Genomic DNA, 25,446 nt, shown 5'->3' with positions numbered 1-25,446 from the left:
GTTCAAGACAGTTGGAGCAGTCCGCGCAGGAGGTCGCGGGTCTGGTCGGGGTCGGGGCAGTCGGCCTGGAGCCGCTCCATCGCCCGTGCGTACTGCCCCACTTCCTCTTCCTTGTCCAGGTAGAGCGCACTGGTGAGCTGTTCCAGATAGACGATGTCCTGGAGGTCGGACTCGGGGAAGCGCAGCAGGGTGAAGGCGCCGCTCTCACCGGCGTGTCCGCCGAAGGAGAAGGGCATCACCTGGAGCTGCACGTTGGGCCGCTGGCTGATCTCGATCAGGTGTTCCAGCTGGCCGCGCATCACGTCGCGGTCGCCGTAGGGGCGGCGCAGCGCGGCCTCGTCGAGGACGGCGTGGAAGACGGGCGCGTTCTCCGAGACGAGGACCTTCTGGCGCTCCAGGCGCAGGGCGACGCGGCGGTCGATCTCGGCGGGGGAGGCGTTCGGCATGCCGCGCTTGACGACGGCCTGGGCGTAGGCCTCGGTCTGGAGGAGGCCGTGGACGAACTGGACCTCGTAGATGCGGATGAGGGAGGCCGCGCCCTCCAGGCCGATGTAGGTCTGGAACCACCCGGGGAGCACGTCGCCGTAACTGTGCCACCAGCCGGCCGCGTTGGCCTCACGGACCAGCCCCAGGAGGGACTCCCGCTCCGCGCCGTCCGTGACCCCGTAGAGGGTCAGCAGGTCTTCCACGTCCCTGGCCTTGAAGCTCACCCTTCCCAACTCCAAGCGGCTGATCTTCGATTCGGATGCGCGGATCGAGTAGCCGGCCGCCTCACGGGTGATGCCGCGGGATTCTCGGAGTCGCCTGAGCTGTGAGCCCAGGAGGATGCGGCGCACCACAGAACCGCTGGCTTCTGCGGTCACTAGTACTGCCCTCCCCATCGCAATGGTGTGCGCGTGGTGTGCGCGTGCCTCGTCGGGGCCCCCGTATCCCCGGTCCCGCAGTCTGCCACCAAAACGCATCGGCCCGTACTCGTTCTGTAACGGAATCCGGCGTCCCGGAAAAGAAGTCCGTAAGTATGCGTAGGAAGAAATGAGCAAGAACCGTCACGGGAGTGGACAGGTCCGGCGCGTGCACGTGCATCTGCCCTTGCATACGGCTTCGGCATTCGGAACGATGGTGCCGCGCACCTGCGTGCTCTTCGCGCCGGCGCCGGACCCACCCCGCAGTTCTCTTTGGCCGGAGCCGACCGCTTCGTCCGCGAATCCCGGGAGTGCCTCGCATGGGGACGATTGGATCGGTCATGCTCGAGCCGTTACGGCAGGGGCTGCCCCCGGTCGATCCCACGGCTGTCTCCGGGTCCGCCTCCTGCGCCCTGCCCGCCCGCTTCGAAGCGGTGCGGGGCGCCCGCTCCTTCACCAGATCGACCTTGTCCCAGTGGGGCCTGGACGAGCGCTTCGACGACGTCGCCCTGGTGGTCTCCGAGCTCGTCACCAACGCGCTGCGGCACGCCCTCCCGGACGACGCCCGGCCCCGCGGCGGCGAGCAGCCGGAGCCGGCGGCGGTACGGCTGCACCTGATGCGGTGGAGCACGCGGCTGGTGTGCGCGGTGCGCGACCCGAGCGAGGACCGACCGGGGGGCTCGTTCGCGCCGGAGCGCACGGACGAGAACTGCGACCTGGAGTCGGGGCGGGGGCTGTTCCTGGTGGACTCCTACAGCGACAGCTGGGGCTGGCACCCGCTGGCGGGCCGGCTCACCGGCAAGGTGGTCTGGGCGCTGTTCCTGCTCCAGGACTGACCGCGCGCCGCGCGGGGCCGACCGCGTCCCGTACGGCACACCACTGGCCGGGCCTGATCCTTGCGATCAGTCCCGGCCAGTGCACGTGCATGGCCCGATCCGGGTGCGCTGTTCGTTCAGCCGATCAGATGGTCGAACTCGCCGTCCTTGACGCCCAGCAGCAGCGCCTCTATCTCGGCCGGCGTGTAGACGAGCGCCGGACCGTCGGGGAAGCGCGAGTTGCGCATGGCGACGTCGCCGCCGGGCAGTTTGGCGAACTCCACGCAGGATCCCTGCGAGTTGCTGTGTCTGCTCTTCTGCCAGGTCAGCTCATACAAGGAAGTGAGTTCTGCAGCTGCCGTCCCGTTGTACGCGTGGTCCACAGGAAGCCCCCGATAGTGCAGATGTCAACTCCACCGGATCATAGCTGTGTTCACCCACGCATGCATGGGCAGATGCACGTGCACGCGCGGTGCCGCAATGATCACTGTCAGGGGCGGAGGGCCCGCGAGACCTCGTCCAGCGAGTCCAGGAGCCGCTCCGCCGCCTGGCGTACGACGCCCGATGCCGGGACGCGGTTCCCCCCGTCCAGCAGCGCGCGCACCTCCTCCCATTCCGGAACCCGGCGCTCCCGCACCGCCCTCGCCCCCGCCGCCGTCGCCGAGGCCAGCGCCCGCGCGAGCTCCGCCGCCCCCGGGGCGGGAGCCTGGGCCCGGTCCGGGAGGTGCGCCTCCAGCAGCATGGCGCCCCGGCCGAACGCGGCCACGGCCTCCCCGGCACCTTCGGCGGCCGCCCGGGACAGGCCCCGGTGGCGCACCGGCTCCCCCTCGGCCCGCGCGAGGGCCTCCTGCCAGGCGACGCGGGCGTCACGGGCCGCCAGCAGGGCCTCCCGCACCTCCTGCCTCCGGGCCCCGGCCGGATCGGCGTACGGCCCGAGCACCGCGGCCGCGTAGCGGCCGTCGGCGGCGAGCCAGTCGGCCAGCCGGGTACGCAGCCGCGGCGTCTCCCAGGCCGGGTACACGGCGTACGCGAGCATCGCGACGACCCCGCCCACCAGGGTGAGGGCGATCCGGTCGGGAACCGTCTGGTCCCAGCCGACGCCCCCCATCCCGAGCAGGAACACGACGTAGGCGGAGACGAAGACCTGCGTCACGGCGTACCCGGTGCGCATCAGCGCGTACATCAGCCCCGCGCTGACCACGGCCAGCAGCCCCGACAGGTACGTCCCCGGCCGGACCAGCTGCACGATGCCGGTGGCCGCGCCCACCCCCACCAGCGTCCCCGCGAAACGGGCGACGGCCCGGGACCAGGTCTGGGTGAAGTCGGGCCGCATCACCATCACCGAGGTCATCGGCGCCCAGTAGCCGTGCCCGAACGGCAGCGCCTGTCCGAGCAGGTACCCGGCGCAGGCCGCCCCCGTCACCCGCACGGCATGGCGCAGGACGGGCGAGTCCGGCCGCAGCTCGGCCCGTACGGCCTTCAGCACCAGCGGCACCAGGGCCGGCACGGTGGGCCGCAGCCGGACCTCGCCGGGGTCGGCGGGGCGCCCGGTGCCCGGCTCGGCCGTCTCCAGGACGTCCTCCAGCAGCGCGGCGAGCCTGCGCGCGGCCCGCAGCGGCGCCCCGTGGAGCACCTCCGAGGGGTCGGGGGCCCTCAGCACCTCCAGGGCCGGTCCGGGCAGCCGTACGGGGCCCCCGTGGCGGATCGCGTGCGCGGCGGCGTCCAGCACGCTCCCGGCGGCGGCCAGCAGCGCCCGCACCCGGTCGCGCCCGGGCCCTTCGGCGGGGGCTCCGACGGCGGGGTCGGCGAGCGAGGCCAGCACGGGCCTGATCCGCTCGGCGAGCCCCCGCGCCCCGTGCAGCTCGGCGGGGCGCCGCCGGGCCTGCCGGGCGGTGACCGCGGCCGCCTCCCGGGCCTTCATCAGGGGTCCCGGATCGAAGGCGCAGACCGGGTCGTGGCGCAGCCGGCGGGCGTAGTCGGCCTCTGCGGCGAGCGCGTCGGCCAGGGCGTCGCGCTGGGCGCCCCAGCGGCGGACCGGGAAGAGCACGATCAGCAAGGCCTGGACCACCCCGCCGGCGGCGATCATCGCGGCGTGCCCGGCGGCCTGCGGGACGGAGGTCGGCAGGGTGACGGTGACCAGCATGATCGCGACGTTGCCGGACGCGATCATCCCGGCGGTCGGCCCCGCGGCCCACAGCAGCCCCGCCCCGAAGGACCAGAGGGCCAGCATGGGCAGGAACAGCCCGAGCTCGGCCGAGCCGACCAGGTACCCGAGGAAGGTGGAGACGGCCAGGGTCAGCCCGGCGGCGAGGGCCAGCACGGGCCGCGGGCGCCAGCTCTGCTGGAAGGTGGCCACGGCGGCCATGAAGGCCCCGAACGCGGAGCTCGCCGCCGCGCCCGGCCCGAGGAGGGCCAGCCCGGCCCCGATGACGACCGCCAGGCCGGCGGCGGCCCGCAGCGCGACGAGCGGCTCCAGGCGACGCCGCTCGACGGTCACGGCCACCCGCGCGGTGTCCCTCAGCGCGCGGAGCCAGCCCATGGCGTCGAGCCTAACCGCCCCGAGGGTTTTCAGGATTTCTTCAGACTTGTACGGGACCCTTGCCGCGCTGTTCGATGGCCCCGAATCATCGGTGCGTCCCTGTCCTCCGCCCCTCACCCGAATGTAGGTATCCCATGCTCCGCAACGGCCTGGAGCCCTGGCACCTGATCATCGTCCTGGTGGTCTGCCTGATGCTGTTCGGTTCGAAGAAGCTGCCCGACATGGCCCGTTCCCTGGGCAAGTCGGCCCGCATCCTGAAGTCGGAGGCCCGCGCGCTGCGCTCGGAGAACGCCCAGGACACGGCCTAGGGCAGCGAGGGCCGCCTGCCTCCCATGTGGGCGGCGTCGGCGGCGGCGGTGCCGTCCTCCCAGCCCGCGTGGTCGGTGGCCCCGCGCAGCCGGGTCGTGGTGGTCCGCGGGAACATCTCGTCGGCCCGGGAGGTGACCGCCACGTCCCGGGCCACCAGCGCGGGCAGGTAATCGGGCGCCTCGGCGGCCGTGTGCTCGGCGGTCTCGGCGAGCCTGCGGCCGAGCCGGCTGGCGTACGCGAGCAGGAACGACTGGCGGAAGGTCTTGGTCCGCTTGCGGCCCCCGGCCCGCTGCGCCGCCTCGGCCCGCGTCATGGCGGCCGTCCCCTGCACCAGCAGCGAGGTGAACAGCAGCTCGACCGCCTCCAGGTCGCTCTCGAAGCCGACCACGGTCGAGAACCCGAAGGCGCTGTTCCACACCGCCCGGCAGCGGTTGGCGGTGGCCACCGCGTCCAGCAGGACCGCCTTGGCCTCCTCGTACGGGGGCTCCACCCCGATCCGGCAGGCACCGGGCACCCGCGCCGGCCCGCCGCCGCGCACCGCGAGCAGGGCCTCGTCCACGGTGTGCCGGGCCATGAGCTCCTGCGCCTTGGCGCTGAGCGCCTCGGCCTCCTCCGGGTAGGTGGTCGCCTCGGCCTTGGCCAGCAGCGCCCGGATCCGCCCGAGCATCCGCGGCTCGATGTGCGCGTGCTCCGCGAGGTCCCCCGCAGGATCCCCCGGGACGGGCCCGACCGGCTCGACGGACGGCAGCCGGACCAGCAGCCGGTACAGCTCCAGGACGGCGGTGGCCAGGGTGAACCGGTCGGCCCGCTCGCGCCGCGCGAGCGCCTCGGCGTACGCCTCGTCCGACGCCCACCACACGTCCCCGGCCCCCCACCCGTCGGGCAGCCGTGCGTACCGCCGCGCCTCGGCGGCGACCAGGTCCCCGAGGACCCGCTGGTGCGCCTCCCCGAGGTCCCGCCGCACGAGCCGCTCCACATCGGCGGGCCGCCACCCCCGCTCCCAGGCCCGCCGCAGGAACCCCTCCCCGCGCCGCAGCAGCTCCCGCCCGACGTCTCCCCACGCCCCGGCGGCCAGCACGGAGGCGCCGGTGTCGAGCCCCGCGTCGTCATGGGTGTACAGGGCGGCGGCAAAAGCCCGGTCGACCAGGCCGGCGATCTCACTCACCGCCTCAGGGTGTCACGGCCCCCGCGACGACCGGCCGGCCGTCCCGCCCCGGCCGGAACCCGGCCCCGCCGGCCGGGGCCGGACCCCGGAAACACGGAAGAGGGGCCGGGCGGGGAGACGGCCCCGCGCAGCGGCTCCCTGTCAGCCCCCGGTGGGACACTCGCACTCGTGAGCGACCACCCCACCACCCCCTGGGCCCTGACGGAGACCCCGGACCACCAATGGCAGGCCACCCCCGTCCCCCCACCCCCCACGGGCCCCCTCACCTTCGCCACCCCCGCGGAGGCGATCCGCTCCGCACCGCCCGCCACCCGCTGGATCTGGCGCTCCACCGCGGCCGTCTACCCCCGCCTCCTGGCCGCCGGCCTCCGCGTGGACCGCTGCTACGACATCGAGGACGCCGAGCTCCTCCTCCTCGGCCACGAGGGCCGCTCCGGCGAACCCCGCTCGGCCGCCGCCGCCTGGGCCCGCCTCACCCACGCCCCCGTCCCCCCGGACCCGCCGGCCCGCACCGCCGCCCCCGCCCCCGTCCGCACCCAGGACTCCCTCTTCGACGCCGCCGGCCTCGCCGACCCGCACCACCAGCCGGCCGCTCCCCTGCCCCTGGAGGCCCTCCTCGCCGTCCACGCCGACCAGGCCCGCCGGCACGCCGCCACGGCCCACCCCGACCGGCTCCGCCTCCTGACCGCCGCCGAGTCGGCGGCGTTCCTGATCGCCGCCGAGATGCAGCACACCGGCATGCCGTGGCGGGCCGACGTCCACCGCGCCCTGCTCACCGAGCTGCTCGGCGAGCGCTACGCCGGCCGGGGCGAGCCCCGCCGGCTGGCGCAGCTGGCCGAGGAGGTCTCCGCCGCGTTCGGCCGCCGGGTCCGCCCCGACCTGCCCGCCGACGTGGTCAAGGCCTTCGCCGAGGCCGGGATCGCACTCCGCTCGACCCGCCGCTGGGAGCTCCAGGAGGTCGACCACCCGGCGGTCGCGCCGCTCCTCCTCTACAAGAAGCTCTACCGGATCTACACCGCCCACGGCTGGTCCTGGCTCGCCGACTGGGTCCACGACGGCCGTTTCCGCCCCGAGTTCGTCCCCGCCGGCACCCTCACCGGCCGCTGGGTCACCCACGGCGGAGGAGCCCTGCAGATCCCCAAGGTGATCCGCCGGGCGGTCGTCGCCGACCCGGGCTGGCGGCTCGTCGTCGCCGACGCCGACCAGATGGAGCCCCGCGTCCTCGCGGCGATCTCCCGCGACCCCGCCTTCATGGAGGTGGCCGGCCGCCCGGAGGACCTCTACGCGGCCGTCTCCCGCCAGACCTTCTCCGGCGACCGGGAGAAGGCCAAGATCGCCGTGCTGGGCGCCGTCTACGGGCAGACCTCCGGCGACGGCCTCAAGAACCTCGCCGCCCTGCGCCGCCGCTTCCCCCGCGCCGTGGCGTACGTGGACGACGCCGCCCGCGCCGGCGAGGAGGGCCGCCTGGTGCGCACCTGGCTGGGCCGCACCTGCCCGCCCCCGGCCGGCGCCGCCGAGGACGGGGAGGCCGGCCTCCCCCAGGACCGCGAGGACGAGGCCACCGGCCGGCCCCCGTCCTACGCCTCGACCGACACCCGCGCCCGCGGCCGCTTCACCCGCAACTTCGTCGTCCAGGGCAGCGCCGCCGACTGGGCCCTGCTGATGCTGGCGGCACTGCGCCAGGCCACCGCCGGGATGCGGGCGGAGCTGGTGTTCTTCCAGCACGACGAGGTGATCGTGCACTGCCCGGCCGAGGAGGCCGAGGCCGTCGCCGAGGCGATCCGCGCGGCCGGCGACCGCGCGGGCCGGATCGCCTTCGGCGACACCCCCGTCCGCTTCCCGTTCACCACGGCGGTCGTGGAGTGCTACGCCGACGCGAAATGAGCGGGGCTCACCCGAGATCGCGGAAATAGATGTGGAACCCCTCCCGCACGAACCCCTCCGACTCGTACAGCCCCTGCGCGACGTGGTTGTCGTACGCGGTCTCCAGCTGCACCCCGACGACCCCGGCCTGCCGCGCCCGCTCCAGCACCTCGCGCAGCAGGGCCCGCCCGGCGCCGGTGCGGCGCCCCGCCGGTGCCACGTACAGGTCGTTGAGCACCCAGGCCGGCCGCAGCGTAAGCGAGGAGAAGGTCCGGTAGACCTGCGCGAACCCGACCGTCCCCAGACCCGCCACCTCGCCGAGCAGCACCAGCGACTCGTCCCTGGCGATCCGCTCGGCGAGGAACTCCCGCGGCCGGTCCGGGTCTTCGACCTTCACCTCGTAGAACTCCAGGTACCCCCGGAACAGCTCGGCGGCCACATCGAGGTCCGCCTCCCCGGCGACCCGTACCGAAACCCCACCCTGCTCAGCCATCCGACGCTCCTTGATCACTCGCGCTTGGCCGTCCATTGTGCGCGGGACCGCAGGCCGGCACCACCGCCGCGGCTCAGGGACCGGTGACGGGCTGGGCGGGCAGCGCGAAGACGTGCCGCGGAGTGACGATCTTCGTGATGGCCTCGCCGAAGGCGGTGCTCGGCTCGGACCCCCGGTACGGGATGTCGGTGTTGAGCAGCACCACCAGCGTGGCCTGCGCCCGGGGCAGGTGGACGGCCAGCGCCTCGTAGCCGGGCAGCGAGCCGTTGTGCCCGATCCACCCGGCGACGTCGAACAGGCCCAGCCCGTACCCGGCGTCCGGCGCGGCCTGGACCAGCTTCAGCCGCCGGGCCTGGGTGGCGGGCTTGAGGAGGGTGCCGGCGGCCAGGGTCCCGGCCCAGCTCCGCAGGTCACCGAGGTCGGAGGTCATCGCCCCGGCGGCCCATCCCCAGGAGGGGTTCCAGTCGGCGGCGTCCTGGACCTTCCCGTCGGCGGTCTGGTCGGTGTAGCCCTGCGGGTGCGGGTCGGGGAACCGGGCGTCCGTCGGGAACAGCGTGTGCCGCAGCCCGGCCGGCTGGATCACCTGATCGGTGACGAACCGGTCGAGCGGCTGCCCGCTCACTTTCTCCACCACCAGCCCCAGCAGCACCAGATTGGTGTTGCAGTAGGAGAACTTCTGCCCCGGAGCGAACAGCACCGGGTGCCTGAACGCGTACGAGAGCAGCTCCTGCGGGGTGAACGGCCGCCGCGGATCGCTGGTCAGGGCCTTGAAGAACCCCGCGTCCTCGGAGTAGTCGTACAGGCCGCTGCGCATCTCGGCCAGCTCGCGCAGCGTGATTCGCTCCCCGTTGGGCACACCCGCCACGTACTTCCCGACGGGATCGTCAAGCCCCGCCTTCCCCTGGTCGACCAGCCTCAGCAGCGCGGTCACGGTGAAGGTCTTGGTGACGCTTCCGATCCGCATGTTCATGTCGGTCTTCATCGGCGCGCCCGTGGCCCTGTCGGCGACCCCGAAGGCCCGTACGTACTCCCCCTTGCCCGGCGCCGAGAGCGACACGAGCACCCCGGGCACCCCGGCCTCCTTGAGCACCTTCCGCACGGCCCCGTCCAGCTCCGCCGCCACCGCCGGCGTGAGCTCCGGGAACCCGTCGGCCTCCGGCGCGGCCGCCAGGACCTCGGGCCCGCCGGGCTCCCCCGCACGCCCCGCCCCGCCCCCTCCGGGCACCACCACCAGCCCCACCACGGCCGCCCCGACCGCCACCCCACGCCACCGCGCCACCCTGCCCGGCATCCCACCACCACCGTCCGGGCACATCGATCCGAACACAAGAAACCCCAGGTCACGGACAATGTGACCTGGGGTTTCGCTGAGCCGCCTTCGGGATTCGAACCCGAGACCTACGCATTACGAGTGCGTTGCTCTGGCCAACTGAGCTAAGGCGGCACCGCTGGGAAGACGAGAAAATTCCCCTGCGGGAGGCTCTCATCAGCAGCGTCGCCAAGTCTACAGGGTGCGAACCGATGCCCCGAACCAGGTTTCGTCCGGGGGGTCAGCAGCGCTTCCCGGCGGGTGGGGTCCGGCCCTCCAGGAGGTAGCGGTTGATCGCGGTGTCGATGCAGTCGCTGCCCCGGCCGTACGCCGTGTGGCCGTCGCCGTCGTAGGTGAGGAGGGTGCCCGAGTCGAGCTGGTCCGCCAGGGCCTGGGCCCACTTGTACGGGGTCGCCGGGTCGCGGGTCGTACCGACCACCACGATCGGGGCCGCTCCCCGGGCCTTGAGGGGCTTCGCCGTGCCCGTGGCCTTCACCGGCCAGTACGTGCAGTTCAGCGAGGCCCAGGCCAGCCCCGCCCCGAAGACCGGCGAGGCCTTCTCGAAGGAGGGCAGGGAGGCGTCCACCGCCTCCGGGCCGGCGAAGGCCGGGGGCTGGTCGAGGCAGTTCACGGCCGCGTTCGCGAACATCAGGTTGGCGTACTTGCCGTCCGTCTCGCGCTCGTAGTAGCTGTCGGCGAGGGACAGCAGGCCCGCGCCGTCCCCGTTCATCGCCTCCGTGAGGGCCTGGCGCAGGTGCGGCCAGGCGCTCTCGTCGTACAGCGCCGCGATCACGCCGGTCGTCGCGAGGGACTCGCCCAGCGGGCGGCCCGGGTCGCCGGAGGGGACCGGCTGGGCGTCCAGCGTGCGGAAGAACTCCTTCAGCCGCTGCCCCTGCGCCTGGGGCGTCCCCCGCCCCAGCGGGCAGTCGGCCTGCTTGGCGCAGTCCTTGGCGAAGGAGCTGAAGGCCGTGTCGAAGCCGGCCGTCTGGTCGCGGTTGAGTTCGAGCGCCGGCCGCGAGGGGTCCATCGCCCCGTCCAGGACCAGTCGGCCCACCCGGCCCGGGAAGAGGTCCGCGTACGTCGCGCCGAGGAAGGTGCCGTAGGAGGCGCCGACGTAGTTCAGCTTCGCGTCGCCCAGGACCGCCCGGAGGAGGTCCATGTCGCGGGCGGCGTCCACCGTGGAGACGTGCGGCAGGATCCGCGCGGAGCGCTGCCGGCAGCCCGCCGCGAACTCCTGGAACGCCGCCACCAGCCGGGCCCGTTCCGCCTGGTCGTCCGGGGTCTGGTCCACCTGGGTGAAACGGTCCATCTCCGGGCCGGTCAGGCATTCCACGGGGCTGCTGCGGGACACCCCGCGCGGGTCGAAGGAGACCATGTCGTAGCGGGCGCGCACGGGCGCCGGGTAGCCGATGCCGGCGTACGCCTGGAGGTAGCCGATGCCGGAACCGCCGGGGCCGCCCGGGTTGACCACCAGGGAGCCGAGCTTGCTGCCCGGGCCGGTGGCGGTGCGGCGGGACACGGCGATGTCCACGTCCTGGCCGGAGCCCGGGTTCGCGTAGTCCAGCGGCGCCTTCATGGTGGAGCACTGGAAGCCCTGGACACCGCAGTCGCGCCAGCTCAGCTTCTGGTCGTAGTACGGGCGCAGCCCGGACGGCACCGGGGACGGCTCCGCCGAGGCCGAGGCCACGTCCGGGCTGCCCGAGGTGCAGCCGGAGAGCAGCAGCCCGGCGGCTGCGATCACGGTCCCGGTGGTACGCAGCAGTCGCCTGGTGTCCATGCGGCGAGCGTACGGCCTGCGGAGGCGCCTGTCCGTCGGCCGCCGCCCGCGCGGCCGCCCGCCGACCGGGGACGGACCCGCCGTGCGACGACCGTACGGTCCTGCCCGCGCACCGCCCGGGACCGCCCGTACGGGTGAACCCGTCAGCCGGCCCGCAGGGCCATCGTCATGGCCTCCACGGCCAGGAGCGGGGCCACGTTCCGGTCGAGGGCCTCGCGGCAGGCGATGATCGCCTCGATGCGCCGCAGCGTCCGCTCGGGGCCCGAGGCGCGGGCGATCCGGTCCAGGTCGGGGCGTATGTCGTCGTTGGCGAGGGCCAGGGCGGAGCCGAGCTGGAGGGCCAGGACGTCCCGGTAGAAGCCCGTCAGGTCGGTGAGGGCGAGGTCGAGGCTGTCGCGCTGGGTGCGGGTGCGGCGACGCTTCTGGCGGTCCTCCAGCTCCTTCATCACCCCGGCCGTGCCGCGCGGCAGCCGGCCGCCGGCTCCCGCCCCGGCGCCGAGCGCGGCCCTCAGCTCCTCGGTCTCCTTCGCGTCGACCTCCTCGGCGACCTGCTTGGCGTCCTCCGCGGCCGCGTCCACGAGCTCCTGCGCGGCCTTGAGGCAGCCGCCCACGTCATCCACCCGCAGGGGCAGCTTCAGCACGGCGGCGCGCCGGGAGCGGGCGGCCTCGTCGGTGGCGAGCCGGCGGGCCCGGTCGATGTGGCCCTGGGTCGCGCGGGCGGCGGCCGCGGCGGCGGCCGGCTCGACGCCGTCGCGCCGCACCAGCACCTCGGCCACCGCCGCCACGGACGGGGTGGTCAGGGTGAGGTGGCGGCAGCGGGAGCGGATGGTGGGCAGCACGTCCTCCAGGGAGGGGGCGCACAGCAGCCACACGGTGCGCGGGGCGGGCTCCTCCACGGCCTTCAGCAGGACGTTGCCCGCGCCCTCGGTGAGCCGGTCGGCGTCCTCCAGGACGATGACCTGCCAGCGGCCCACCGCCGGGGAGAGCTGGGCCCGGCGGACCAGGTCGCGGGTCTCCTTCACGCCGATCGACAGCAGGTCGGTGCGGACGATCTCCACGTCGGCGTGCGTCCCGGCCATGGTGGTGTGGCAGCCGTCGCAGAACCCGCAGCCCGGCTCCCCGCCGAGGGCGCGGTCCGGGCTGACGCACTGCAGGGCCGCCGCGAAGGCCCGGGCGGCGGTGGCCCGCCCGGAGCCGGGAGGCCCGGTGAACAGCCAGGCGTGGGTCATCTTGGAGCCGGGCGGCAGCGGTTCGCCCTCGGCGGCGGCCGTGACCAGGGCGTCGGCGTCGCGGGCGGCGGCGGCCAGCTGCGCGTGCACGCGCTCCTGGCCGACCAGGTCGTCCCACACGGGCATCCCGCCCACCGCCTCTCACGTCCGTGGGCGCTCCGCACCCGCCTGCTCACATTGTGGCGCGCGCCACCGACAATCCGTCCCCGGTGCGGGGTGCGCCCGCCCGCCGGCTCACCGGCGACGGCGCCATCCGCCCCGGCCGCCGTCGCCCCGGCCGCCGTCGTCACCGCGCTCGTCGCGGTCGTCGCGCTCGTCGCGGTGGTCCGGCCGGGGGCCCAGCAGCTCGTCCGCCAGGGTCGGCACGTCGTCCATGGGGGTCGCCTCGGCCCAGTCGGACGGGGCCCGGCGCGGCCGGCCGTCCCCGTCGAAGACGGGCAGCTCGCGGGTCACGTCGTTGCCGGAGTCCCGGAAGATCCCCGGCGGCACCCGGTCGGCCGGGGGCTCCTGGGTGTGCGGGGCCGTCGGACGCTCCGCCGGACGGGTCCGCCCGCCGGGTGCGGCACCCGGTCCGTCGGGCCGTACGGCGGGCAGGACCGCCGTCTCGTCGGACGGGCGCGCCGCCGACGGGTCGACCTTGGGCACGGGGACCGTCTGGGTCACGTCGTCCGGCTGGACGACCCGGCGCACCACCGGCGTCTCGACCGTGACGGCCTCGTCCGCCGGGAGCGGGTCCTTGCTCATCACGACCTTCGGCGCGGGCGCCTCGGCGGCCTTCGCCCGGGCGGCCTCCGCGGCCCTGGCGGCGGAGGCCTCCGCGAGCTTGCGCGCCTCCTCCGCCCTCAGCAGGGCCTCCTCGGCCCGCCGCTGCTTCTCCAGCCGGCGCTCCTCCGCCTCGGCGCGCAGCCGGGCCTCCTCCGCCTCCTGGAGCCGGATCCGCTCCCGCTCGGCGGCGAGGGCCCGCTCCTCGGCCTCGGCGCGCAGCCGCTCGGCCTCGGCCCGGACGCGGGCCTCCGCCTCGGCCCTGCGCCGCTCCTCCTCGGCCTTCAGCCGGGCTTCCTCCGCCTTGCGGGCGGCCTCCGCCTCGGCCAGCCGACGTGCCTCGGCGGCCTCCCGTTCGGCCTTGAGCCGGGCTTCGGCGGCCTCCCGCTCCGCCCGGAGCCGGGCCTCCTCGGCCTCCCGCTCCGCCCGGAGCCGCGCCTCCTCGGCCTCCCTGGCCAGCCGGGCCTCCTCCTCGGCCTTCAGCCGGGCCTCCTCCGCCTTGCGGGCCGCCTCCGCCTCGGCCTTGCGCCGGGCCTCCTCCTCGGCGAGCCGGCGGGCTTCCAGCTGCGCGGCCACCTCGGCCTCGGACAGCGGGAGCATCCGGTCCAGGCGGTGGCGCACGACGGTGGTCACGGAGCCGGGGTCCTGGCCCGCGTCGACCACCAGGTAGCGGCCGGGGTCGGCGGCGGCGAGCGTCAGGAAGCCGGCCCGCACCCGCTGGTGGAACTCGGTCGGCTCGGACTCCAGCCGGTCGGGCGCCTCGGTGAAGCGCTCCCGCGCGGTCTCCGGGGACACGTCCAGCAGCACGGTCAGGTTGGGGACCAGGCCGTCCGTGGCCCAGCGGGAGATCCGGGCGATCTCGGTCGGGGACAGGTCGCGCCCGGCGCCCTGGTAGGCCACCGAGGAGTCGATGTAGCGGTCGGAGATGACCACCGCGCCCCGCTCCAGGGCGGGCCGGACGACGGTGTCGACGTGCTCCGCGCGGTCGGCCGCGTACAGCAGCGCCTCGGCGCGGTTCGACAGCCCGGCGGAGGAGACGTCGAGCAGGATGGAGCGCAGCCGCTTGCCGACGGGGGTGGCGCCGGGTTCCCGGGTCACGACGACCTCGTGGCCCTTGCCCCGTATCCAGTCGGCCAGGGCCTCGACCTGGGTGGACTTGCCGGCTCCGTCGCCGCCCTCCAGGGCGATGAAGAACCCGGTCGCGGACGGGGCCTGTACGGGCTCCCCGCCGCGCAGGGCGTCGCGCAGGTCGCGGCGCAGCGGTACGCCGCCGCGGTCGTCGGCCCGGGTGAGGACCAGGACGGCGGCGGGCAGCAGCAGCACGCCGAGCAGCATCAGGGTGTAGGCCGCGCCGCCGTGCACGAGGACGACGGCGCCGCCGCCCAGCCGGTGCGGGCCGATCAGGGCGGCCAGCACCGGGGCGCCGACGGCCCCCAGGGCCACGGCCACCCGCACCACGGCCTGCAGGTGCTCGGTGGCCCGGGCCCGGCGGAACTCCTCGGTCTCCTGGTCGAGCAGGGTGTGGCCGGTGTTGGCGGCGACGCCCGCGGCGAGCCCGGCGAGCAGCGCCAGGAACAGCACGGTCGCCGTGTCCCGCACCAGGCCGGTCAGCAGCAGCGCCAGCCCGGCGACGGCCATGGCCAGGGCCAGCAGCCGGCGCCGGGAGAGGCCGGGCAGGACCTTCCCGGCCTGGGTGGCGCGGATCCCGGCGGCGGTGCCGCCGACGAGGGCGAGCACCATCAGGGCGTACGAGGAGGGGCCGCCGCCCAGGTCGAAGGCGTGCAGCACGGCGACGGAGGCGGCGCCGGCCACGGCCGCGGCGACGGCGGCGCAGGCCAGCACGAGCAGCCGGAACGCGCCCGTACGGCCCTTCTCGGCCCGGTCGCCCGCCCGCGGGGCCCGCAGCCCCTCCAGCGGGGAGCGCGGCCTCGGGGTCTTGACGGCGGGCAGCGTCAGCGGCAGCAGCAGCGACACGGAGGCGGCGAACAGACCGGCGGCGACGTACGAGCCCAGCGCCGACGGGTTGGCGGCGAACCAGTCCACGCCCAGGCCCAGCGCCCGCCCGACCAGGGTCGCGACGAGCAGGGCGGCGGCCGCGACGGGCATCGCGGCGAAGGCGGTGCGCAGGCTGAGGCGGCGCAGGGCGTCGAGGTGGTCCGGGAGCGGGCGCACGGTCGCCCCCTCCGGCGGCGGCGCGGGCAGCAGCCCGGGGGCGGCGCTCTCCTTGGCCAGCGTCCACACCCGCTCGGCGGCGCCGGAGACCAGCACGGTGGCCAGCAGCGCGGTCGTGGCGTGCGCCGGGATCCAGTCGAGCCAGAGCGGTGCGACGACGAACAGCACGATCCGCAGCCCGTCGGCGCCGACCATCGTCCAGCGGCGGTCGAGCCGGCCACCGGGGGCGGTGAGCCGGGCCAGCGGGCCGAGGAGGACCGCGCCGAAGAGCACCGTGGCGAGGACCCGCACCGCGAAAACGGCGGCGACGGAGAGGGCCGCGCCCCGGTAGCCGCCGCCGAAGAGGTTTCCGGAGGCGGTGGTGACCGTCGCCTGAAGGGTCAGCAGGACGAGGACCAGCAGGGCGAGGGCGTCGCCGATGCCGGTCACCAGCTGGGCGCTCCACAGCCGGCGCAGCCCGGGGGTGCGCAGCAGGGCGCGCACCGCTCGCTCGCGGGAGTCCGCGGCCAGGGCTTCGTCGTAGGCGGGGTTCTCGGAGGCGGTCACGACCGTCGGCTGCTCGGCTCGCGTCATCCGCCCAGCCTATCCGCTGCGCCGGGCCGTTGCCGTGGCCTGTGGACGGCGCCCGCTGTGACCCCGGACCCACCGCGCGGGGACGGGGTCACGCCCCGCCCCCGCGGGGGACTACTCGTCCGCCGGGGCGGCGGCGGCAGCCTTCTTCGCGGCCGCCGTCGTCGTCTTCTTCGCCGCCGTCTTCTTGGCCGCCGCGGCCGTCGTCTTCTTCGCGGCGGTGGTCTTCTTCGCGGCCGTGGCCTTCTTCGCCGGGGCCTTCTTGGCGGGCGCCTTCTTGGCCGGGGCCTTCTTGGCGGTCTTCTTCGCCGGCCCCTTGGCCCGCTTCTCCGCGAGCAGTTCGTAGCCCCGCTCCGGCGTGATCGTCTCGACGTCGTCGTCGCGGCGCAGCGTCGCGTTCGTCTCGCCGTCCGTCACGTACGGGCCGAAGCGGCCGTCCTTGACGACCACCGGCTTCTCGCTGACCGGGTCCGTGCCCAGCTCCTTCAGCGGCGGCTTGGCCGCGGCCCGGCCGCGCTGCTTGGGCTGCGCGTAGATCGCGAGGGCCTCGTCCAGGGTGATCGAGAAGAGCTGGTCCTCGGTCTCCAGGGACCGCGAGTCCGTGCCCTTCTTCAGGTACGGGCCGTAGCGGCCGTTCTGGGCGGTGATCTCCACGCCCTCCGCGTCCGTGCCCACGACGCGCGGCAGCGACATCAGCCGCAGGGCGTCCTCCAGGGTGACCGTGTCCAGGGACATGGTCTTGAACAGCGAGGCCGTGCGCGGCTTGACCGCGTTCTTGCCGGTCTTCGGGGTGCCCTCGGGCAGGATCTCCGTCACGTACGGGCCGTAGCGGCCGTCCTTGGCGACGATCTGGTTGCCGCTGACCGGGTCCGCGCCGAGCGCGAACTCGCCGCTCGGCTTCGCGAACAGTTCCTCCGCGTAGGCGACCGTCAGCTCGTCCGGGGCCAGGTCGTCCGGCACGTCGGCCCGCTGGTGGCCCTCCGCGTCCTTCTCCCCGCGCTCGACGTACGGGCCGTAGCGGCCGACGCGCAGCACGATGCCGTCGCCGACCGGGAAGGAGGAGATCTCCCGGGCGTCGATCGCGCCGAGGTCGGTGACCAGTTCCTTGAGGCCGCCGAGGTGGTCGCCGTCGGCCGGGACGACCTCGGTGGCGTTCTCGGAGCCGAAGTAGAACCGCTTCAGCCACGGCACGGACTGGGCCTCGCCCCGCGCGATGCGGTCGAGGTCGTCCTCCATCTTGGCGGTGAAGTCGTAGTCGACGAGCCGGCCGAAGTGGGTCTCCAGCAGGTTCACGACGGCGAAGGACAGGAAGGACGGGACGAGCGCCGTGCCCTTCTTGAAGACGTAGCCGCGGTCGAGGATCGTGCCGATGATCGACGCGTACGTCGACGGGCGGCCGATCTCCCGTTCCTCCAGCTCCTTGACCAGCGAGGCCTCGGTGTAGCGGGCCGGGGGCTTGGTCGCGTGGCCGTCGGCGGTGATCTCCTCGGCGGCCAGCGCGTCGCCCTCGGCCACCTGCGGCAGGCGGCGCTCGCGGTCGTCGAGTTCGGCGTTCGGGTCGTCGGCGCCCTCGACGTAGGCCTTCATGAAGCCGTGGAAGGTGATCGTCTTGCCGGAGGCGCTGAACTCGGCGTCCCGGCCGTCGGCCGCGCGGCCGCCGATCTTCACGGTGACGGAGTTGCCGGTCGCGTCCTTCATCTGAGAGGCGACGGTCCGCTTCCAGATGAGCTCGTACAGGCGGAACTGGTCGCCGGTCAGGCCGGTCTCGGCGGGGGTGCGGAAACGATCACCCGAAGGCCGGATCGCCTCGTGCGCCTCCTGGGCGTTCTTGACCTTGCCGGCGTAGACCCGCGGCTTCTCGGGCAGGTAGTCGGCCCCGTAGAGCTGCGTGACCTGCGCCCGCGCCGCCGCCACCGCGGTGTCGGAGAGCGTGGTGGAGTCCGTACGCATGTAGGTGATGAAGCCGTTCTCGTACAGCTTCTGCGCCACCTGCATCGTCGCCTTCGCGCCGAAGCCCAGCTTGCGCGAGGCCTCCTGCTGGAGGGTCGTCGTGCGGAACGGCGCGTACGGCGAGCGGCGGTACGGCTTGGACTCGACCGAGCGGACGGAGAACGCGGCGTCCTGGAGCGCGGCGGCGAGCGCCCGCGCGTTCGCCTCGTCGAGGTGCAGCACGTCGCCCTTGAGCTGCCCGATCGGTCCGAAGTCGCGGCCCTGTGCGACGCGCTTGCCGTCGACCGTGTTGAGGCGGGCGACCAGGGAGGACGGGTCGGAGGCGTCACCGGCGCGGCCGGTGCCGAAGGTGCCGGTCAGGTCCCAGTACTCGGCGGAGCGGAAGGCGATGCGCTCGCGCTCGCGCTCGACGACGAGACGGGTGGCGACGGACTGGACGCGGCCGGCCGACAGCCGCGGCATGACCTTCTTCCACAGGACCGGCGAGACCTCGTAGCCGTAGAGGCGGTCGAGGATGCGGCGGGTCTCCTGCGCGTCGACCATGCGCTGGTTGAGCTCGCGCGGGTTGGCGACGGCGTCCCGGATGGCGTCCTTGGTGATCTCGTGGAAGACCATCCGGTGGACGGGGACCTTGGGCTTGAGGACTTCCTGGAGGTGCCACGCGATGGCTTCGCCCTCGCGGTCCTCATCGGTGGCGAGGAAGAGTTCGTCGGACTCGGCCAGCAGGTCCTTGAGCTTCCTGACCTGGGCCTTCTTGTCCGCGTTGACGACATAGATGGGCGCGAAGTCGTGCTCGACGTCCACGCCGAGACGGCGGACCTCGCCGGTGTACTTGTCGGGGACCTCGGCCGCGCCGTTCGGGAGGTCGCGGATGTGCCCGACGCTCGCCTCGACGACGTATCCAGGGCCGAGGTAGCCCTTGATCGTCTTCGCCTTGGCAGGGGACTCGACGATGACGAGTCGGCGGCCGCCCTGTGCGGTCTCGCTAGTCGGGGACAACTTGGCTCTTCTCTCCGGTCGGCACTCGGTCGCAGTACGGCGACGCTGCGGAGTGTGACGGTACAACCCGCCCCCGTGTCAAACGGCACAAGCCCGCAACGGCCACTCGAACGGTAACCCGACAAGTGCCATTTCTGCCGCCCGGATGCCGCGCCGGGCCCTTCCCGGTCACCGGGCCGAGTGGCCCGGGGGCCGTCTGGCCCCGCCCCCGCACCCGCCGCGACGTCGGGTTTCACCCCCGGCGGAGATCATCGCCGGTCCGTGCCTCAGAACCGCTGGAGGCACCAGACTCCCAGGGCCAGCGACCCCGCTCCGGCGAGCAGCGCCAGCGGTACGGCCACCGCGGGGCGCACGCCTTCGGCCACCGGTGCCCGGCGGCTCGCGCGCGCCCCCGTCCAGACCAGCAGGGCCGTGCCGAACAGCAGGAACACGCCCGCCGCGAAGACCGCCGGACCGCGTTCCATGCCGTTCCCCCTCCACCCGGGCCGCTCGGGGGATCCCCCCGAATCCCCCGCCGAGCGGGAGCCTGCCACCCGTGGGGGAACGGCGGGCGAACCCCGGGTTACATCACGGGTCCGCCCGGCGCCGCCGCCCCGGACCGCTACCGGCCGGGCTCCTGCACGGGCTCCAGGAAGCCCTGCTCGACCAGCATCCGGATCGCCTCCGGGGTACGGTCCCGCAGCAGGACCGGGTCCTCCTCGACCAGCTGGGCGATGGCGTCGAGGATCCGGCCGGCGCTGAGCGAGCCGTCGCACACGCCGGCGAAGCCCGCCCCGACCGTGTCCACCTTCGTGGCCCGGCGCATCCCCCGGTTCTGCCGCAGGACCACGTGCTCGGGGTCCTCCGCGCCGGGCGCGCCGACCTGCTCCTGGACGACCTCCCCGGTCAGCCGGAAGTACCCGGCCAGCAGCGCGGCGTCGTCGTGCTCGCGCAGGTAGTCCTGGCGGGCGAAGTGCGCGAGGACGGTCTCGCCGAGCGGCTGCTCCACCGTGTGCGGCCACTCCTCGACGACGATCGAGGGCTCGGCCGCGTCCGTGCGGCGCAGGGTGATCCAGCCGAAGCCGACGGCCTTGGTCTTGCGGGACTCGAACTCGTCCAGCCAGTCCTCGTAGCGCGCCGCGTACTCCGCCGGGTCGGCGCGGTGGTCGCCGGCGTCGCGCAGCCACAGCTCGGCGTACTGCGTCACGTCCTGCACGTCGCGCTGCACGATCCACGCGTCGCAGCCGCGCGGCACCCAGGAACGGACCCGGTCGCGCCAGTCCTCGCCCTCCACGTGCTGCCAGTTGCCGAGGAACTGCGCGAACCCGCCCGGGTTGAGGTGGGCCCCCGCCTGCTGGACCAGGGTCCGGCACAGGTCGTCGCCGCCCATGCCGCCGTCCCGGTAGGTGAGGCGGGCGCCGGGGGAGATGACGAAGGGCGGGTTGGACACGATCAGGTCGTACGCGGCGTCCCCGACCGGCTCGAACAGGGACCCGGTGAGCAGCTCCGCCTCGGGCGCCCCGGAGAGAGCCAGCGTCAGCCGGGTGAATTCCAGGGCCCGCGGGTTGACGTCGGTGGCGGTGACGCGGGTGGCGTGCTGGGCCGCGTGCAGCGCCTGGATCCCGGACCCGGTGCCGAGGTCGAGGGCCGAGCCGACGGGGACGCGGACGGTGATCCCGGCCAGGGTGGTGGAGGCCCCGCCGACGCCGAGGACGACCCCCTCCTCGCGGCTGCCGATGCCGCCGGCCCCGCCGACGGCGCAGCCGAGGTCGGAGACGATGAACCAGTCCTCGCCGTCGGGACCGCCGTACGGGCGCACGTCGACCGTGGCGTGCACCTCATCGCCCTCCCGCCGCAGCCAGCCGTCGGCGAGCGCGGCCTCGACGGGCAGCGCCCGCGCGGCGTGCGCCTCGGGGACGGGGCACTGGAGGAGGAACAGCCGGACCAGGGTGGCGAGGGGGTCGTCGCCGTGGCTGCGGGTGGCGCGCAGGGCGGGCACCGTCTCGCTGCGGGCGAGCGCGGCGTAGGCGGGGGCGCCGAGCAGGTCGAGCAGCCCGTCGGCGGTGAATCCGGCCGCGAGGAAGGCTGCGCGGAGCTCGGCGGCGCGGTCGGGCTGGGGGAGGCTGGTGGTACTCACCCGTCCATTGTGGCCGCTGCCACCGTCGATCCGTACGACCGGCGGGAGCCGGTCGCGCAGGCGCGCGACGGGCGGGGCGGAGGCGGACCGCGCCCGCCCGCGCCCCGTGCGGCGGAGCTACTTGGGCGCCGAGACCTGGCAGCCCTTCTGGGTGTAGATCACCTTCAGCCCGGTCGAGTTGAGCTTCTCCTTGCTCGCGGTCTCGTTGGCCGCCACCTCGGTGAGCCCGCTGGCCACCTGCTGGAGGCCGTCCGCGAACTTGGCCTGGTCCTTGGGGTCGAGCGCGTCGATCTTCGTCTTGAGGTCGGTGTAGCCCTTGGAGATCTCGCCGTAGCTCTTCACCACGGAGTCCTGGGCGGACTTGCCGTCCTTGACGGGGGCCTCGCCGGCGGCCGTCAGGGAGGCCGCCATGCTCTTGTAGGAGTCGGAAAGGGTCTGGAACGCGGCCGAGTCGGTCGACTGGACCTCCTCGGGCTTGCTGCTCTGCGAGGCGACGCGCTTCAGGTCGTCGTTGGTGGTCTTGATCTTGGTGAGCTGGGGCTCCCACTTGTCGCAGACCTTCTTGGCCCAGGCGTCAGCCTTCTTGTCGCCGTCGTCGTCACCGCCGCAGCCGGACAGCGCGAGCATCAGTACCGCACCGCAGGACACCGCGGCCGCAAGCTTCTTGTTCACCGGATTGGTCCCTTCGAAGGCTCTCGGCCGGAAGATACACGCCCGCCATCCGAGCACACAGAAAGGCGGACGGACGGCGCGTCAGTACGCGCCGCCCGTCCGCCGTTCGGGCGCATCCCCCGAGCCGGCCCGCCCACGGGGCCGCGGGACCGCCTCAGGGGCTCCGCGGGGTCAGGAGACGGTCGCCGGGTCGGCCGGCTGCGCCACGCGCTCCGCGGCCGTGTCCTCCCCCTCGTCACCGCCGACGGCGATGCCGCGGCGCTTGGACGTGTACACCGCACCGACGATGATCAGCAGGGCGATGGCCGCGACGACGGCCCGGACGGTCGCGCTGGTGTCCGCGCCGTAGCTGAACTGCACGACCGCGGGGGCGATCAGCAGGGCCACCAGGTTCATGACCTTCAGCAGCGGGTTGATGGCCGGGCCGGCGGTGTCCTTGAACGGGTCGCCGACGGTGTCGCCGATGACGACCGCGGCGTGGGCCTCGCTGCCCTTGCCGCCGTGGTGGCCGTCCTCGACGAGCTTCTTGGCGTTGTCCCACGCGCCGCCGGAGTTGGCGAGGAAGACCGCCATCAGGGTGCCGCAGCCGATGGCGCCCGCGAGGAAGGAGCCGAGTGCGCCGACGCCGAGGGTGAAGCCGACCGCGATCGGGGTGAGCACGGCGAGCAGGCCGGGCGTGGCCAGCTCGCGCAGGGCGTCCTTGGTGCAGATGTCCACGACGCGCCCGTACTCGGGCTTCTCCGAGTAGTCCATGATCCCGGGGTGCTCGCGGAACTGGCGGCGCACCTCGTAGACGACGGCGCCCGCGGAGCGGGACACGGCGTTGATGGCCAGGCCCGAGAACAGGAACACGACGGCCGCGCCCAGGATCAGGCCCACCAGGTTGTTGGGCTGGGCGATGGCGAGGCTGAGGTTCATCTCGCCGGCCTTGGCGCCGACCGTCTTGACCGCGTTGGTGATGGCGTCGTTGTACGAGCCGAAGAGCGCGGCCGCGGCGAGGACGGCGGTGGCGATGGCGATGCCCTTGGTGATGGCCTTGGTGGTGTTGCCGACGGCGTCGAGGTCGGTGAGGACCTGGGCGCCGGCGCCCTCGACGTCCCCGGACATCTCGGCGATGCCCTGGGCGTTGTCGGAGACCGGGCCGAAGGTGTCCATGGCGACGATGACGCCGACGGTGGTGAGCAGGCCGGTGCCGGCCAGGGCCACCGCGAAGAGGGCGAGCATGATGGACGTGCCGCCGAGCAGGAAGGCCCCGTAGACGCCGAGGCCGATGAGCAGCGCCGTGTAGACGGCGGACTCCAGGCCGACGGAGATGCCGGCGAGGACGACGGTGGCGGGGCCGGTCAGCGAGGTCTTGCCGATGTCCCGGACGGGGCGGCGGCTGGTCTCGGTGAAGTAGCCCGTCAGCTGCTGGATGAGGGCCGCGAGCACGATGCCGATGGCGACGGCGACCACGGCCAGGATCCGCGGATCCCCGTCGTGGCCCAGGATCGCGGCGTCCTCGACCCCGGTGAGCTCCTTGTAGGTGGCCGGGAGGTAGGCGTAGACGGCGGCGCCGACGAGCACCAGGGAGATCACCGCGGAGATGAAGAAGCCGCGGTTGATCGCGGTCATCCCGCTGCGGTCGGAGCGGCGCGGGGCCACGGCGAAGATGCCGATCATGGCGGTGATGACGCCGATGGCGGGCACGATCAGCGGGAAGGCGAGACCGAGGTCGCCGAAGGCGGCCTTGCCGAGGATGAGGGCGGCCACGAGGGTGACGGCGTACGACTCGAAGAGGTCGGCCGCCATCCCCGCGCAGTCGCCGACGTTGTCGCCCACGTTGTCGGCGATGGTCGCGGCATTGCGCGGATCGTCCTCCGGAATGCCCTGTTCGACCTTGCCGACCAGGTCGGCGCCCACGTCGGCGGCCTTGGTGAAGATGCCGCCGCCCACGCGCATGAACATCGCGATGAGCGCGGCGCCGAGGCCGAAGCCCTCCAGCACCTTGGGGGCGTCGGCGGCGTAGACGAGCACGACGCAGGAGGCGCCGAGCAGGCCGAGGCCGACGGTGAACATGCCGACCACGCCGCCCGTACGGAAGGCGATCTTCATGGCCTTGTGGGCCACTTCGGTCAGGTCCTTGGCGGGTTCGCCCTCGGCGGGGGTGGCCTCGCGGGCGGCCGCGGCGACCCGCACGTTGGCACGGACGGCGAGGCGCATGCCGATGTAGCCCGTGGTGGCCGAGAAGAGGGCGCCGACGAGGAAGAAGGCGGAGCGCCCCGAGCGCTGCGTCCAGTCGTCGGCGGGGAGCAGGAAGAGCAGGAAGAAGACCACGACCGCGAAGATGCCGAGGGTGCGCAACTGACGGCCCAGATAGGCGTTCGCGCCCTCCTGCACCGCGGCGGCGATCTGCTTCATGCTGCTGGTGCCCTCGTCGGCCGCGAGCACCTGGCGGACCAGGATCTGCGCGACGACGAGTGCGGCCAGAGCGATGCCCGCGATGACGAACACGATGACCCGGTTGTCATCGGTGAGTACTGCGGCCGCCAGATCACCGGCGTGATCCGTGGCAATGGGGGTGAAGAGCCCCGTCATTCGTCCTCCTTGACGTGATGAGCTCAAGATGTGGACGGATTGTAGGGAGCGCACCCCGATCAAAACAGTGGGCGTGAAACGGAATTGGCGTTCTCTTGCTCCTCAGCAATAGATCGCGTCACTCCTTTACCCTCGAAAGAGGTAATGGGGCAAAGGCATTGACGGTCGATCAGCGGTCGAGACGATTTCCGGGGAAATGAAAAAGGCCCTGCTCAGCAGGGCCTTGATAAAGATCGGAAGATAGGACGGTCACGGTCTCACGGAAGATCGGCGCCGGTGGTGACGGGCCAGCGCATCCGGATCGTTCCGCCCGATTCCCCACTGGTCACGGAGACGTCGTCGACGAGCCCGCTGATCACGGCGAGGCCCATCTCGTCCTCGCCGTCGGCGTCCGGGTCCAGGGCGGCGTCCATCCCGGGCACCGGCTCGGAGGAGCCGCCGGACGGCCCGGGCACCTCGTCGCCGACCTCGATGGAGAACAGCTTCTCCTCCTCGGTCAGCACCACCCGGACGGGCGCGGTCAGCCCGTTGCTGCGGTGGAGTCCGACGGCACGGGAACAGGCCTCGCCCACGGCGAGGCGCACCTCGTCGAGGACGGCTTCTTCCACCCCGGCCCTGCGCGCCACGGCGGCCGCGACCAGGCGGGCCGTGCGGACGTGTTCGGGCTGGGCGCTGAAGCGCAGTTCAACGGTGGCCATGGCGTCCCCCTCGGACTACAGGCGTGCCTTGACAGGGGCCCGGACCACCCGTGGTCCGGTACCCCCTGCTCCTCATCGGCTCCCGCGCCGCCGGAGCGGCGCCCGCCGGGAGCCGTCAGTCGGTGGCGCTGACGGCGTCGTCCACGGAGGTGTGGATCGGGAACACCTTCGTCAGGCCGGTGATCCGGAAGATCTTCAGGATGCGCTCCTGGTTGCAGACCAGACGCAGCGAGCCCTCGTGCGCGCGGACGCGCTTGAGGCCTCCCACGAGCACACCGAGGCCGGTGGAGTCGAGGAAGTCCACTCGCTCCATGTCGACGACCAGGTGGTAACTGCCGTCGTTCACCAACTCCACCAACTGCTCGCGCAGCTTGGGCGCGGTATACACATCAATCTCGCCACCGACCTCCACGACCGTACGGTCGCCGACAGTGCGAGTCGACAGGGACAGGTCCACGGATCCTCCAGCACCTTGCTATCGAGCGGCGCCCCCCAGGGGCCTCCCACCCGAAGGTAGGGGAGGGATCGG

19 protein-coding genes and 1 tRNA gene are annotated in these 25,446 nt (G+C 73.8%); 3 read left to right on the top strand and 17 right to left on the bottom strand.

Annotated elements, in window-relative coordinates:
- Nucleotides 1-2 precede the first annotated feature (2 nt).
- Nucleotides 3-881 (bottom strand): helix-turn-helix domain-containing protein, encoded by an 879-nt coding sequence (locus tag WDV06_RS12825; RefSeq protein ID WP_395509814.1) that lies wholly within the window; start codon nucleotides 879-881, stop codon nucleotides 3-5.
- Nucleotides 882-1,243: 362 nt separating this feature from the next.
- Here WDV06_RS12825 and WDV06_RS12820 point away from each other — a divergent pair, with 362 nt between their 5' ends.
- Complete coding sequence (locus WDV06_RS12820; protein ID WP_395509813.1) at nucleotides 1,244-1,738, top strand: ATP-binding protein; 495 nt, start codon at nucleotides 1,244-1,246, stop codon at nucleotides 1,736-1,738.
- Nucleotides 1,739-1,854: 116 nt separating this feature from the next.
- Here the strand turns inward: WDV06_RS12820 and WDV06_RS12815 are convergent, their stop codons facing one another.
- Together WDV06_RS12815 and WDV06_RS12810 are read right to left on the bottom strand one after the other, a co-directional pair.
- Nucleotides 1,855-2,100 (bottom strand): DUF397 domain-containing protein, encoded by a 246-nt coding sequence (locus WDV06_RS12815; RefSeq protein ID WP_045946130.1) that lies wholly within the window; start codon nucleotides 2,098-2,100, stop codon nucleotides 1,855-1,857.
- Between the two features lie 107 nt (nucleotides 2,101-2,207).
- On the bottom strand, nucleotides 2,208-4,256 hold the full coding sequence (locus WDV06_RS12810; protein ID WP_395509812.1) for an FUSC family protein: 2,049 nt from the start codon (nucleotides 4,254-4,256) through the stop codon (nucleotides 2,208-2,210).
- 134 nt (nucleotides 4,257-4,390) lie between these two features.
- Here WDV06_RS12810 and tatA point away from each other — a divergent pair, with 134 nt between their 5' ends.
- Nucleotides 4,391-4,564 (top strand): Sec-independent protein translocase subunit TatA, encoded by a 174-nt coding sequence (gene tatA / locus WDV06_RS12805; protein WP_395509811.1) that lies wholly within the window; start codon nucleotides 4,391-4,393, stop codon nucleotides 4,562-4,564.
- On the opposite strand, the gene WDV06_RS12800 is transcribed toward tatA, so the two are convergent.
- A complete protein-coding gene (locus WDV06_RS12800; RefSeq protein WP_395509846.1) occupies nucleotides 4,561-5,721 on the bottom strand; it encodes a DUF2786 domain-containing protein in 1,161 nt (386 codons plus the stop codon). The two genes, tatA and WDV06_RS12800, sit on opposite strands and share 4 nt — an antisense overlap.
- A 177-nt stretch (nucleotides 5,722-5,898) precedes the next feature.
- On the opposite strand from WDV06_RS12800, the gene WDV06_RS12795 reads away from it, so the two are divergent.
- Entirely contained in the window at nucleotides 5,899-7,614 is a 1,716-nt protein-coding gene (locus WDV06_RS12795; RefSeq protein ID WP_395509810.1) for a bifunctional 3'-5' exonuclease/DNA polymerase, read from the top strand.
- Between the two features lie 7 nt (nucleotides 7,615-7,621).
- Here WDV06_RS12795 and WDV06_RS12790 read toward each other — a convergent pair whose 3' ends face one another.
- The 13 genes from WDV06_RS12790 to bldG form a co-directional block, all read right to left on the bottom strand.
- Nucleotides 7,622-8,086 carry a GNAT family N-acetyltransferase gene (locus WDV06_RS12790; protein ID WP_395509809.1) on the bottom strand — a complete coding sequence of 155 codons (465 nt, stop codon included), beginning with the start codon at nucleotides 8,084-8,086 and terminating at the stop codon, nucleotides 7,622-7,624.
- 73 nt (nucleotides 8,087-8,159) lie between these two features.
- Nucleotides 8,160-9,377 (bottom strand): serine hydrolase domain-containing protein, encoded by a 1,218-nt coding sequence (locus WDV06_RS12785; RefSeq protein WP_395509808.1) that lies wholly within the window; start codon nucleotides 9,375-9,377, stop codon nucleotides 8,160-8,162.
- A gap of 79 nt (nucleotides 9,378-9,456) precedes the next feature.
- Nucleotides 9,457-9,530, bottom strand: a tRNA-Thr gene (locus WDV06_RS12780).
- A gap of 106 nt (nucleotides 9,531-9,636) precedes the next feature.
- The gene (locus WDV06_RS12775) at nucleotides 9,637-11,172 is read right to left on the bottom strand and encodes an alpha/beta hydrolase (RefSeq protein WP_395509807.1); all 1,536 of its coding nucleotides are present in this window, start codon (nucleotides 11,170-11,172) and stop codon (nucleotides 9,637-9,639) included.
- Nucleotides 11,173-11,315: 143 nt separating this feature from the next.
- Nucleotides 11,316-12,527: a DNA polymerase III subunit delta' gene (locus WDV06_RS12770; RefSeq protein WP_395509806.1), complete on the bottom strand. Its 1,212-nt coding sequence runs from the start codon at nucleotides 12,525-12,527 to the stop codon at nucleotides 11,316-11,318.
- A gap of 108 nt (nucleotides 12,528-12,635) precedes the next feature.
- The gene (gene tmk, locus WDV06_RS12765; protein WP_395509805.1) at nucleotides 12,636-15,908 is read right to left on the bottom strand and encodes a dTMP kinase; all 3,273 of its coding nucleotides are present in this window, start codon (nucleotides 15,906-15,908) and stop codon (nucleotides 12,636-12,638) included.
- Nucleotides 15,909-16,019: 111 nt separating this feature from the next.
- Nucleotides 16,020-18,854, bottom strand: coding sequence for a type I DNA topoisomerase (gene topA, locus WDV06_RS12760; protein WP_395509804.1), 2,835 nt, complete (start codon nucleotides 18,852-18,854; stop codon nucleotides 16,020-16,022).
- A gap of 266 nt (nucleotides 18,855-19,120) precedes the next feature.
- Nucleotides 19,121-19,318 carry a hypothetical protein gene (locus WDV06_RS12755; protein WP_395509803.1) on the bottom strand — a complete coding sequence of 66 codons (198 nt, stop codon included), beginning with the start codon at nucleotides 19,316-19,318 and terminating at the stop codon, nucleotides 19,121-19,123.
- A gap of 137 nt (nucleotides 19,319-19,455) precedes the next feature.
- Nucleotides 19,456-20,970, bottom strand: a complete 1,515-nt coding sequence (locus WDV06_RS12750) for a DUF7059 domain-containing protein (protein WP_395509802.1) — start codon at nucleotides 20,968-20,970, stop codon at nucleotides 19,456-19,458.
- A gap of 117 nt (nucleotides 20,971-21,087) precedes the next feature.
- A complete protein-coding gene (locus tag WDV06_RS12745) occupies nucleotides 21,088-21,642 on the bottom strand; it encodes a small secreted protein (RefSeq protein WP_395509801.1) in 555 nt (184 codons plus the stop codon).
- A gap of 171 nt (nucleotides 21,643-21,813) precedes the next feature.
- Nucleotides 21,814-24,219, bottom strand: coding sequence for a sodium-translocating pyrophosphatase (locus WDV06_RS12740; RefSeq protein WP_395509800.1), 2,406 nt, complete (start codon nucleotides 24,217-24,219; stop codon nucleotides 21,814-21,816).
- Between the two features lie 257 nt (nucleotides 24,220-24,476).
- Nucleotides 24,477-24,917, bottom strand: a complete 441-nt coding sequence (locus WDV06_RS12735) for an ATP-binding protein (RefSeq protein ID WP_395509799.1) — start codon at nucleotides 24,915-24,917, stop codon at nucleotides 24,477-24,479.
- Nucleotides 24,918-25,032: 115 nt separating this feature from the next.
- Nucleotides 25,033-25,374, bottom strand: a complete 342-nt coding sequence (gene bldG / locus WDV06_RS12730; RefSeq protein ID WP_049716377.1) for an anti-sigma factor antagonist BldG — start codon at nucleotides 25,372-25,374, stop codon at nucleotides 25,033-25,035.
- Nucleotides 25,375-25,446: the final 72 nt, after the last annotated feature.

It is taken from the genome of Streptomyces racemochromogenes (assembly GCF_044129415.1).
Classification (GTDB): domain Bacteria; phylum Actinomycetota; class Actinomycetes; order Streptomycetales; family Streptomycetaceae; genus Streptomyces; species Streptomyces racemochromogenes_A.
This window is presented reverse-complemented; position numbering and strand designations above follow the sequence as displayed.